The following is a 10,447-nucleotide window of genomic DNA, read 5'->3' as shown; positions in this document are numbered from 1 at the left end:
GCGAGATGGACCTGGACAGCATCGCGCAGCAGCGCGCGACTCAATACGAGAACATGCTGCGTCTGATCGGACGCCAGCGGGCGCCCTCGGAAGAGACCGCGCCGGGGCTCGCCGCGACCCGGATGCGCTCGATCGTGAATTGCGACCGGATCGCCGAGGCCTACAGGGCCGATGCGAAGGTAGCTTACGTTTCCGAGCAATTCCCGACCGAGATCGTGTTCGCCGCCGGCGTTCTGCCGTGGAACATCGAGTCGATGTCGAACATGCTGGCCCAGTCGCTCGATATCGATCAGGTGTTCCGGCTCACCCAAGAGCGCGAGCTGTCCCGCGACATCTGCTCGTTCCTCCGCGGGCCATTCGGGATGATGCTCGCCGAATGCTATCCGCGGCCCGACTTCGTGCTCACCAACGATCAACCCTGCGAAGGGCTTCTCAAGACCATCTTCATGTCCGGCAAGCGTTACGGCGTGCCGACCTTCGCGCTGCACACGCCGAATCTGCTGGATCAGGATGCGCTCGACTATCTCGTCCAGCAGATCGAGATCATGCTGAAGCGGATCGCCGGGGTGTTTCAGTCCGATCCCGATCCGGAGTTCTTGCGCAGCAGCATCGCGAATTCGAATCGCGCCCGTGCGTACTACAGCAAAGCGGCCCGGCTGCTCGAACGCCACGCTTTGCCCGGCGTGGCGCGCGAGCTTCTGGAGATCTTTGGCATGAACTATTTCGGCGCCCCGGAGAACATCGATCTCTGCAAGACCTTGTACGAGGAGGCGGTGGTGCTGGCCGAGAGCAGGGCGCCGAAGCGCCCGCGGGTGATGTGGATCGGCCAGACCCCGGGCGAATCCGACGAGCTGCTCCGGCATCTCGGCCGCTCCGTCGACGTGCTGTACTGGGCGCCGTTGTGGGAAGCCAACCTGATGGGGCTCGACGAAGAGCAGCCGCTGCGCAGCATCGCCGAGCGCGCGATCCGCTATCACTGGAACGCGGAACGAATGGAATGCGACCTCGACCACATCACCGACGCCTACCAGATCGAGGGATACATCATCGCCAACACCTGGGGGTGCCGCAACATGATGGCCATCGGTCCGACGTTCCGATCCCTGGCGGCGCGCAAGCGAATCAAGAACCTGACGATCAGCATCGATCCCGTCGACCGCAACAATTACGCCTTTCCCCATATCAAGAACCGCGTCGACGCGTTTCTGGAAACATTGCAGTGAATGAGAGGATGCGATGATTACGCTCGGCATTGATATCGGCTCGCTGTCGACCAAGTCGGTCCTGATGGAGAACGACGAGGTGGTGGCTTTCGACGTGGTCCTGACCGGCGGCACCAACCGCAAAGCCGCCGAAACGACGTTTGAAAACGTGCTCGCGGCGTCCGGCTTGACGCGGGGCGACGTCAAATTCGTGGTTTCGACGGGCTACGGGCGGGAGAACCTGCCGTTCGCCGACAAGCACGTTTCGGAGATCACCTGCCACGGCATCGGCATGCATCTCAGGAACCCGGACATCCGGACCATTCTGGAGATCGGCGGCCAGGACAGCAAGGCCATCCGGATCGACGACGGCGGGCGCGTCGAACAGTTCGTCATGAACGACAAATGCGCCGCCGGCTGCGGACGCTTTCTCGAGGTGACGGCGCGCGCGATGGGCATCGGGCTCTCCGAGCTCGGCGAAGCCTCGGCGCTGGCGCGCAACCCGCTGCGGATCAGCAGCACCTGCGCGGTCTTTGCCGAGACCGAGATCGTTTCCCTGGTCGCCGTTGGAACGCCGGTGCCCGACATCGTCCGCGCCGTTCACGACTCGATCGCCCAGCGCGCGGTGGTGCTGCTGCGCCAGGTCGGAATCAGCGGGCCGGTGGGGATGAGCGGCGGCGTGGCGCTCAACAGCGGCGTGGTCCGCGCGCTCGAAGATAAACTGCAGACCAGCATCTACATCGTCGACAATCCGCAGGTGCGAGGCGCGATCGGGGCCGCCTACATCGCCCAGCGACTGGCCTGAGGCGGTCCGCAAAATCAGCGCCGACCGTCCGATCGAAGATCGAGATGAAATGGAAACTCACAGCATGATCCGGCGAACCAAGCAGCGATCCTCGGACAAGGCCAGGCTGCAGCGGCAGGGGCGGAGCGGGACGGTTCCGAGAAACCTGATCATGCTTGGTGTCGCGCGACCGCGAAGCGAGGGCTTGTTCGGGGGGCGAGCATGACGACCGTGACGATGCCCGGCTCGACAGAGCCGACCCACTATCATGCGATCGGCCGCGGCAACCTTTCCGAACTGCCGGAGTGGCAGAAACTCGACGCGCAGCTTCGTCACGAGATCGACATCGTGGCGCGGGTGCTGCCGTTCCGCACCAACCGCTACGTGGTGGAGAACCTGATCGATTGGTCGCGGGTGCCGGACGATCCGATCTTTCAGCTGGTATTCCCACAGCGTGGCATGCTGTCGGAGGCTGATTTCGAGGACGTTCGAACCCTGGTGGAGAGCGCCGACGATAGCGAGGCGCTGGCGCGCGCGGTCGATCGGATTCGCCGCCGCCTCAACCCGCATCCCGGCGGCCAGCTCACCCACAACACGGCGACGCTCGCCGGTCGTCCGCTCCCGGGCGTGCAGCACAAATATCGCGAGACCGTGGTGTTCTTTCCGGCCCAGGGCCAGACCTGCCACGCCTATTGCACCTATTGTTTCCGCTGGGCGCAGTTTGTCGGCATGCAAGGCATGCGGATCGAAACGCGGAGCACCTCCGACCTCGTCGCCTATCTTCGTGCGCACCCCGAAGTCACCGACGTCCTGATCACCGGAGGCGATCCGATGATCATGGCAACCCGAACGCTCCGGCGTTACATCGAGCCGCTGCTGGCTCCCGAGCTGGCGCACATCCAGAACATCCGGATCGGCACCAAATCGGTCGCCTACTGGCCGCACAGGTTCGTGTCCGATGCCGATGCCGACGACTGCCTCAGACTGTTCGAGGAGGTTGCTGCGGCAAACCGCCATCTCGCCATCATGGGGCACTACACGCATCCGGTCGAACTTAAGCCAGCGCTTGCCCGCGAGGCGATCCGGCGCATCCGCGACACCGGCGCCCAGATCAGAATGCAGGCGCCGCTGATCCGTCACGTCAACGATGCCCCGGAGCTGTGGTCGGAACTATGGCGCAGCGGCGTGCGGCTCGGACTGATCCCGTATTACATGTTCATCGAGCGAGACACCGGCCCCCGCGACTATTTCTCGGTGCCGCTGGTCCGCGCCCACGAGATCTTCCGGCGTGCTGCCGCGAACGTCTCCGGCCTGGCGCGCGCGGCGCAAGGGCCGACGATGTCCGTGCTTCCCGGAAAGATCAGAATCCTCGGGGTCGTCGCGCGCAGCGAATTGCTGGATCGCCAACTGCCCGCGGTGTTGCACAACGGCGGCGGCGCCATGCCATCGGCCGATCCGCAGGAGCAGATCCTGGTCTGCGATTTCGTTCAGGCACGGGACGCGAGACTGAACCAGACGGTGTTCTTCGCCGCTTTCGATCCCGGCGCAACTTGGCTCGATCAGATGCGGCCGGCATTCGGGGGCGAGCGGTTTGCCTTCGAGCAGGCCGGCGACCGCGATCGAACGGCTCCGCTGCACGCGCTCACCGAATGCCTGCTGGACTGATGCCGCGCCAACGACGGCGAGCCGCAGTCCGGGGTGGTGCCCCGACGGCGGCCGGGCCCGGAAATCCGCACGAGGATGGATGATGGCGATCGGCTTCCCCGAGATCGGCGGGACCCAGGATGTGTTCTACGCCCGGCCGCAGCCGGTGCCGCTCCCGATGATGGCACGGGCCGAGGGGATTCGTTTCTGGGACGAGGACGGCAAGGAATACATCGACGCATCGTCGGGCCCGATGGTGAGCGCGCTCGGGCACGGCAATCGCAACGTCGTCGCCGCAATGGCGCGGCAGGCTTTGCAGCTCGATTACGCCTACACCCAGGTCGCCAGAAGCCGGATCAATCTCGATTATGCCGCGCGGCTGAGCGGGATGGCCGGCGCCGGGTTCGAACGTGTCAGTTTCGCGTCGGGCGGCAGCGAGGCGATCGACAATGCGCTGAAGTTTGCGCGGCAATATGCGCTTGCGACCAATCAGGCCGCGCGCTGCCGGATCATTTCGCTCAATCCCTCCTATCATGGGGCGACGATCGCATCGCTGGCGGCTGGCGGAAACGATCTGCTGCTGCCTTTCTTCGAAGGATTCGCCGTGGCGGCGCACGCGGTGCCTGCACCTTTCACCTATCGCCTGAATCCGGGCGAGACGCCGGAGTCGAGCGCCGCGGCCTGCGCCCAGGCCATTGAGCAGACGATCGTTGCGCTCGGTCCCGAAACCGTTCTGGCCCTCCTGGTCGAGCCGATCGGCGGGGTCTCGACCGGCGCGGTGGTGCCGCCACCGGGTTTCTTCAAAGCCATTCGCGCCACCTGCAGCCGTCACGGCGTATTCCTGATTTTCGACGAGGCGGTCAGCGGCGCCGGCCGAACGGGCAAGTTCTTCGCCGCGCATCACTGGCCCGACAGCCGGCCCGACATCATCGTGCAGGCCAAGGGTCTGGGGGCCGGCTACGCGCCGCTCGCAGCGATGTTCGTGTCAGCAACGCATGCCGATACGCTGGCGCGCCTGAGCGGATTCAATTTCAGCTATTCCTACAATGCGAACCCGGTGTCGTGCGCGGCAGGACTGGCGGTGCTCGACGAATTCGACAGGCTGGATCTTTGCGCCAATGCCACGAGGCGGGGAGCGGAGCTGCGGATCGGTCTTGAGGCGCTGAAGCAATCTTGCCCTCTGGTTGGCGATGTTCGCGGACTGGGCTTGCTGCTCGCGGTCGAACTGGTCGCCGACAAATCGACCAAAGCATCCTTGCCGCGGGAGTTTCAGGCCCTCAACCGGCTGCGCCGCCACGCGCTCGACCTCGGCCTCCTGGTTTACGCGCGCGAGACGGCGGGCGGCCGGTTCGGGCAATGGTTCATCGTCGCGCCGCCCCTGGTGGCGACGCGCGCCGATATCGATCTCATCCTGGAACGGATCGCCCGTTCGCTCGACAAGCTTGCCGCCGATGCAGCGGCCGCTCGGCTCATCTAGATTCGCTTCGGGAACTTAAGGATGAGCAATTCCAGCGCGACAGGTCTGGTTTGAGTTGAATCTGTCTAGAGTTGAATCTGTCTAGAGTTGGATCTGTCTTGAGTTGGATTTCCATCGACTGCGGATCGCGGAGATCCGAAATCAAAAGTGGCGCTCAACGCGCCACGATCAGATCGACCGGCTTCAACTACACGGCATCAGTTGCAGGCGAATCGCTTCACCGCATGTTTGGTGACGAAGCCATAGCCGCACGTATCGCAACTCCACAGATAGCTGATGACGTTGTCGGCGACGAATGCCGAAGCCTCGGCGGCGACCATCGAATCGGCGCAAACCGGGCAGGTGGGCAGATCACTGCCACGCGGAGCGGGACGAGGCGTATTGGTCGACAGGACTTCAGCGAGTGCTGGCATCGGGGACCTCCTCAGGATCGGGCTCAGGATCAGGCGCAACGGATCAGTTGCTGAAATCATACACTGGAAACTCTGACGATGTCGCAACACAAATGCGTTTCTTGTGTGATTTCTTGCAGCCGCGATTTTCGGTTGCAGTGCAGCGATCAGTCGCGCGGTTTGTCGCTTGCAACGCCGCGCCACAGTGGCAATAATTTGTGCTACTTGCTTGTTTTCAGGCAGTCTTGCCGCGTGGGAGATGTTCAATGATGACGACGTCCGATCCGAATGCAGTGCACGCGCGCGACCCGGGCCGGGGCCGGGTGTTTGACAGCATCGTCGACGCGATCGGCGATACGCCGATTGTGCGGTTGCGAAGGCTGCCGGAACAGCATGGCGTCAAGGCGACGATTCTGGCCAAGCTGGAATACTTCAATCCGGCGACCAGCGTGAAGGATCGCATCGGGGCGGCGATGATCATCGCCATGGAACAGGCCGGCGCGGTCAACGCCGACACCGTGCTGATCGAACCGACCTCGGGTAACACCGGGATTGCGCTGGCCTATGTCGCCGCCGCGCGCGGCTATCGGCTGAAGCTGGTGATGCCGGAGTCGATGTCGATCGAGCGCCGCAAGATGCTGGCGTTTCTCGGCGCCGAACTGGTGTTGACGCCGGCGGCGCAGGGCATGAAGGGCGCGATCGCCGCCGCCGAGGACCTGGTGCGCAGCACACCGAATGCGGTGATGCCGCAGCAGTTCAAGAACCTCGCCAATCCCGAAGTGCATCGCCGCACCACGGCGGAGGAGATCTGGAACGACACCGGCGGGCAGATCGATTACTTCGTCGCCGGCGTCGGCACCGGCGGCACCATCAGCGGCGTCGGTCAAGTGCTGAAGCCGCGGATCCCGGCGCTTCGGGTGGTCGCGGTGGAACCGGCGGAGAGCCCGGTGTTGTCCGGCGGCAGCCATACCCCGCACAAGATCCAGGGCATCGGCGCGGGCTTCGTGCCGGAGATTCTCGATCGCTCGGTGATCGACGAGATCATCCAGATTTCCAGCGCCATTGCGCTCGAGACCTCGCGGGCGTTGGCGCGCAACGAAGGCATTGCGGGCGGCATTTCGTCGGGGGCGGCGATCGCCGCGGCGCTGGAGATCGGCAAGCGGCCGCACAGCGAAGGCAAGGTGATCCTGGCGATCGTGCCGTCATTCGCCGAGCGCTATCTGTCGACCGCGCTGTTCGAGGGAATCTGAGTTTTTCCGGAAACGCATTCACCGCCCGCCAGCCCGTTCAAGAGAGTCATTCGATGGCACAACCTCCACGCCGCCCGCGCACCCTGGCCGATGCGCGCAGCGAAGCCGAAGCGGCCTTCAAGAAGACCACCACCAAGGTCGCCGAATTGCCGGCGAAGCCCGTTGCGATTCCCGGCGTCAAGGAGATGGTCTCGCTGCGGATCGATCAGGACGTGCTGGAATATTTCCAGGACGGCGGGCCGGGCTGGCAGGACCGCATCAACGATGCGCTGCGCAAGGCGGCGGGGAAGTAGTTGGCGCGCGGATCGTGGCCGTGCCGCGCTCCTGTGCGCTTCACCCAGTCGCCATGCTGCGCTCATCCAGCACACTGCCGTCATCCTGAGGTGCCCGCCGGGACAGTGCGATCGCGGCGCGGCGCAGGCGGGCCTCGAAGGATGGGCTGAACGCTGTTGAGCGCTGTCTCGCTTCTAGGCCCATCCTTCGAGGCCCTCGCGTTGCTCGGGCGCCTCAGGATGACGGCGCGTGGTGGGGGGAGGACCTCGGGCGGCGCGGAGCAATGGTACGCACGACCGATCCGAAGGCACCGCATCAAGCCGTTCAGCATCATCACCGTCATCCTGAGTAGCCCGGCGAAGCTCGAAGAGCGAAGCCGGGCGTCTCGAAGGATGCGCCCCGGGCGAGCACGGTCGACACACGCTGATTGGCCGCGGGCCGGGCTGCAGCGGACGCCCGCTTGTGTTGATCGGCGCGGCGGCGTATCTCCGCCGCCGTGGAGCAGCGACCCACGCGTGCCGTCCACTCGCCGCAATGCGCTCAAAGGATGATCGATGACCCAGCGTTCCACCTCGGCCGACTTCGTGACCGGCTTTGCCACCGGCTGGCCGGAGCAGCAGCCGGACCTGATGATCCTGTCGCTGACCACCGCCAAGGGGGTGCGGGATTTCGCAGTCAACAAAGACCAGGCGCTGTTGATCGCCGAGACGATCCGGAAGACCGCCGACGCGCTGGCCAGCCCGAAAAGCTAGCGCTGTTCCGGTTCTGATAGATCAGAACCGGAGCCCACAATTGTTATTTTGACGCGTTTTCTTCACGCGAACCGGGATCCACTTCGCCCGAAAACGCTATAAGCCTGAGCCGGCTGACGCCGCTTCGCCAGCGACGAGTCACGTTGCCGCCGAACCCGGCGACGGGAGGCCTCAGGTGACCGGGATGCGGCTCAGGTGTCCAGCGTGGCGTTGCCGGTGACCAGGCTGGTCGAGCCGGTGACCGGATCGGTCACCGCGTTCTTGACCGTGGCCTTGCCGGTGCCGGTCAGCGTGAACTTGCTGTCGCCGACCCGGAAGGCATTGTCCTTGATCAGCACCGACTGAAACTTGATGGTGCCGGCGCTCTCATACCTGACCTGGGCGCGAAAGCCGCTGACGTCGGTGATGGTGATCTTGAATTTCTTGGTGTCGCTATAGGTGCCTTCCCAGGTGCCTTGATAGCTCTTGGCGTCGACGTTCTTGTAGGGCGTGGCGGTGCCCGGGTTCAATCCGACGGCGGTGTAGTTCGCCGCGATGATGCTCAACAAGTCGGCCATGCCGATCACTCCGCCGCGTCGACCAGCGCCCGGCGCTGCGACGCAGACAGTAGACCCGGCCGCGGTTAACGGAACGTAAATTGAAACAATGGCCGCGGCTCGGGCAGCGGGGATCCATCTCGCAGCGGGCGGCGGCGCGTCCGGCGCATTGCCTGCGCTGGGCGCCGATCCGCCCGCTTGATCAACTCGCCCATCAGCCCTTGGAGCCGGGCTCGGCTTGCGGTCCGGGCTCACCCTTGGGACCGGGCTCGCCCTTCGGCCCCGATTCGCCCCTGGGGCTGGGATCGCCCTTCGGCCCGGCTTCGCCGCGGGCACCGACATCGCCCTTCGGTCCGGGCTCGCCGCGCGGACCGGCTTCGCCGCTGGCGCCGACATCGCCCTTCGGCCCGGGCTCGCCCTGCGCGCCGGCGTCGCCGCGTGGCCCCGGCTCGCCTTTGGCGCCGGGCTCACCCTTTGGCCCGCGCGGCGCGCAATTGGCCACCAGCAGGTCCTTCAGCAGTTCGGGACCGGCCTGCAGGTCGAGCTTGCAACTCTCCGGCAGATAGGACAGCGCGAAGCGGAAACGGCGGGACGACGAACTCTGCACCTTGTCGCCGCTGCCCACCACCACGACCTCCTGGTTGGGCCTGGTGGTGCGGCCGATGATCACCAGCTTGCCGCTCTGGATCGCCAGCTCATCGAGATCGAGCGCTGACGCGGGCCCTGAGGCCAGCAGCGCGACGCAGCCAAGCAGCAGAGTTTGTTTCAGCATGTGGGTTCCCTTCGTTCCTCGAACGCCCGATCCGGGTCGCGATCAACCGATGCAATCCGGTGCACGGCTTCTCGTTCCGCGGTTGGCGCGCCACGCCGACCCGCCGGCATCGTCGTCGAAAAGCATAACAGCTTGGCCGGCGCCCGGCCCCTGAGACTGCTGCATCTTGTCGCGGCAAGGGTGAGGTGGAGGCAAGGGGGACGGGCTGGTCGAGGGGGCGGGCGCGGCGTCGGGGCCGCGCCGGCATGCCATCCGCCACGGCGCTCGGCCGGCGCTCGGCGTGGGCCGGCTGCCACAGCTTTGCCGCAAGTTTTTCGAGCGGGAAACATGGTGAGCGCGGAGGGACTCGAACCCTCGACCCCATGATTAAAAGTCACGTGCTCTACCGTCTGAGCTACGCGCTCACGTGACGCGCTGTGTAGGGGGCGCAACGAAGCGGGTCAAGTCCGCTGCGGTCCGCTACGCCGCTGCTGTGGGCGCCGAAACGGCGTGGCGCCGCATGGATTTATAGGTCGGCTTTCGTTCGTTTCCTGAACTTCGCCGCGGACCGATTAGGCGGTGTCGCGGTGAATTTCCGAGGCCACCGGCTGCGGCGCCGGCATCACGGCCGGCATCGCCTTGGGCAGCGCCACCGGCCGCAGCCCGATCAATTCGGCGGTGCGCACGCCGGTATTCTTCCAGAACGCAAACGAATTGATCCGCGAATTCTCCAGGATCGCAATCGCCACCGCAGCCAGGAACGGCAGGCTCTGCAGCACCAGGACGGCTGCGAAGATGTAGATTTCGTGGACTTCCTTGTAGGCGTTCGAAGCCACCAGCACCGCGGCGCCGACCAACAGCAGCACGCCGATCACGGCTTCCCAGAACGCCTGGAATTCGACCGACATCAGCGACAATCCGCCCTTCGATGTGCGGGCGAACGGCAGATGATCGGTAATCAATCCGTTTGCAACCGCGCGCGATACTGTCCATTGCACCGACATCGCCGTGACCATCGCGCCCAGCATCTGGGCCGTCTTCACCGGCACGCGCAGGCGATACAGCGCGATAAAATGGAGCAGTGACACGCAGAACGAGGCGATAATCGGCAAAGTGAGAATTTTGTCGGGAATGGCGATGTCGGCGAACGACACGACCGGTACCCAGATGAGATTAAGGATTGCAACCACCACACCGAGGCTTTCCGCACCCAGCCAGTTCAGCCAGCCGAGCGCAAACTCCCGCTTTTGATCCGGCGACAGCCGCGTCGCGCCGGGCAGGAAACGCCGCCAATGTTTTTTGAAAATCTGGAAGCCGCCATAGGCCCAGCGGTGCCGCTGCTTTTTGAACGCTTCGTAGGTGTCAGGAAGCAGGCCGAAGCCGTAT

Annotated in this window: 10 protein-coding genes, 1 tRNA gene and 1 pseudogene; 7 read left to right on the top strand and 5 right to left on the bottom strand. The window is 64.8% G+C overall.

Annotated elements, in window-relative coordinates; genetic code table 11:
- Positions 1 to 5: 5 nt before the first annotated feature.
- From VGC77_RS18615 to VGC77_RS18600, 4 genes are all read left to right on the top strand, one after another.
- Positions 6 to 1,223 (top strand): 2-hydroxyacyl-CoA dehydratase family protein, encoded by a 1,218-nt coding sequence (locus VGC77_RS18615; protein WP_331173051.1) that lies wholly within the window; start codon positions 6 to 8, stop codon positions 1,221 to 1,223.
- Positions 1,224 to 1,236: 13 nt separating this feature from the next.
- On the top strand, positions 1,237 to 2,007 hold the full coding sequence (locus tag VGC77_RS18610) for an acyl-CoA dehydratase activase (RefSeq protein ID WP_011472513.1): 771 nt from the start codon (positions 1,237 to 1,239) through the stop codon (positions 2,005 to 2,007).
- Between the two features lie 327 nt (positions 2,008 to 2,334).
- The gene (locus tag VGC77_RS18605) at positions 2,335 to 3,651 is read left to right on the top strand and encodes a lysine 2,3-aminomutase (RefSeq protein WP_331173050.1); all 1,317 of its coding nucleotides are present in this window, start codon (positions 2,335 to 2,337) and stop codon (positions 3,649 to 3,651) included.
- An 82-nt stretch (positions 3,652 to 3,733) separates the two neighbouring features.
- The gene (locus VGC77_RS18600; RefSeq protein ID WP_331173049.1) at positions 3,734 to 5,107 is read left to right on the top strand and encodes an aspartate aminotransferase family protein; all 1,374 of its coding nucleotides are present in this window, start codon (positions 3,734 to 3,736) and stop codon (positions 5,105 to 5,107) included.
- A 197-nt stretch (positions 5,108 to 5,304) separates the two neighbouring features.
- On the opposite strand, the gene VGC77_RS18595 is transcribed toward VGC77_RS18600, so the two are convergent.
- The gene (locus tag VGC77_RS18595) at positions 5,305 to 5,520 is read right to left on the bottom strand and encodes a hypothetical protein (protein WP_331173098.1); all 216 of its coding nucleotides are present in this window, start codon (positions 5,518 to 5,520) and stop codon (positions 5,305 to 5,307) included.
- 248 nt (positions 5,521 to 5,768) lie between these two features.
- Between VGC77_RS18595 and cysK the strand changes: the two genes are divergently transcribed.
- From cysK to VGC77_RS18580, 3 genes are all read left to right on the top strand, one after another.
- Positions 5,769 to 6,749 (top strand): cysteine synthase A, encoded by a 981-nt coding sequence (cysK, locus tag VGC77_RS18590; RefSeq protein WP_331173097.1) that lies wholly within the window; start codon positions 5,769 to 5,771, stop codon positions 6,747 to 6,749.
- 53 nt (positions 6,750 to 6,802) lie between these two features.
- On the top strand, positions 6,803 to 7,042 hold the full coding sequence (locus VGC77_RS18585; RefSeq protein ID WP_331173048.1) for a BrnA antitoxin family protein: 240 nt from the start codon (positions 6,803 to 6,805) through the stop codon (positions 7,040 to 7,042).
- Positions 7,043 to 7,576: 534 nt separating this feature from the next.
- Positions 7,577 to 7,774 (top strand): hypothetical protein, encoded by a 198-nt coding sequence (locus tag VGC77_RS18580; RefSeq protein ID WP_331173047.1) that lies wholly within the window; start codon positions 7,577 to 7,579, stop codon positions 7,772 to 7,774.
- Positions 7,775 to 7,965: 191 nt separating this feature from the next.
- On the opposite strand, the gene VGC77_RS18575 is transcribed toward VGC77_RS18580, so the two are convergent.
- The 4 genes and pseudogenes from VGC77_RS18575 to VGC77_RS18560 form a co-directional block, all read right to left on the bottom strand.
- The gene (locus VGC77_RS18575) at positions 7,966 to 8,331 is read right to left on the bottom strand and encodes a hypothetical protein (RefSeq protein WP_331173046.1); all 366 of its coding nucleotides are present in this window, start codon (positions 8,329 to 8,331) and stop codon (positions 7,966 to 7,968) included.
- Between the two features lie 193 nt (positions 8,332 to 8,524).
- Positions 8,525 to 9,082 carry a collagen-like protein gene (locus VGC77_RS18570; RefSeq protein WP_331173045.1) on the bottom strand — a complete coding sequence of 186 codons (558 nt, stop codon included), beginning with the start codon at positions 9,080 to 9,082 and terminating at the stop codon, positions 8,525 to 8,527.
- 328 nt (positions 9,083 to 9,410) lie between these two features.
- Positions 9,411 to 9,486, bottom strand: a tRNA-Lys gene (locus VGC77_RS18565).
- Positions 9,487 to 9,633: 147 nt separating this feature from the next.
- Positions 9,634 to 10,447: pseudogene (locus tag VGC77_RS18560) on the bottom strand (glycosyl transferase family 2); the annotation flags it as partial.

It is taken from the genome of Rhodopseudomonas sp. (assembly GCF_036404135.1).
Lineage (GTDB): Bacteria > Pseudomonadota > Alphaproteobacteria > Rhizobiales > Xanthobacteraceae > Rhodopseudomonas_A.
This window is presented reverse-complemented; position numbering and strand designations above follow the sequence as displayed.

Excerpts from the sequence above, each read along its gene's own strand:
- VGC77_RS18615 (WP_331173051.1), top strand. The coding sequence starts at position 6 with ATGGACCTGGACAGCATCGCGCAGCAGCGCGCGACTCAATACGAGAAC.
- VGC77_RS18610 (WP_011472513.1), top strand. The coding sequence starts at position 1,237 with ATGATTACGCTCGGCATTGATATCGGCTCGCTGTCGACCAAGTCGGTC.
- VGC77_RS18600 (WP_331173049.1), top strand. The coding sequence starts at position 3,734 with ATGGCGATCGGCTTCCCCGAGATCGGCGGGACCCAGGATGTGTTCTAC.
- VGC77_RS18595 (WP_331173098.1), bottom strand. The coding sequence starts at position 5,520 with ATGCCAGCACTCGCTGAAGTCCTGTCGACCAATACGCCTCGTCCCGCT.
- cysK (WP_331173097.1), top strand. The coding sequence starts at position 5,769 with ATGACGACGTCCGATCCGAATGCAGTGCACGCGCGCGACCCGGGCCGG.
- VGC77_RS18585 (WP_331173048.1), top strand. The coding sequence starts at position 6,803 with ATGGCACAACCTCCACGCCGCCCGCGCACCCTGGCCGATGCGCGCAGC.
- VGC77_RS18580 (WP_331173047.1), top strand. The coding sequence starts at position 7,577 with ATGACCCAGCGTTCCACCTCGGCCGACTTCGTGACCGGCTTTGCCACC.
- VGC77_RS18575 (WP_331173046.1), bottom strand. The coding sequence starts at position 8,331 with ATGGCCGACTTGTTGAGCATCATCGCGGCGAACTACACCGCCGTCGGA.
- VGC77_RS18570 (WP_331173045.1), bottom strand. The coding sequence starts at position 9,082 with ATGCTGAAACAAACTCTGCTGCTTGGCTGCGTCGCGCTGCTGGCCTCA.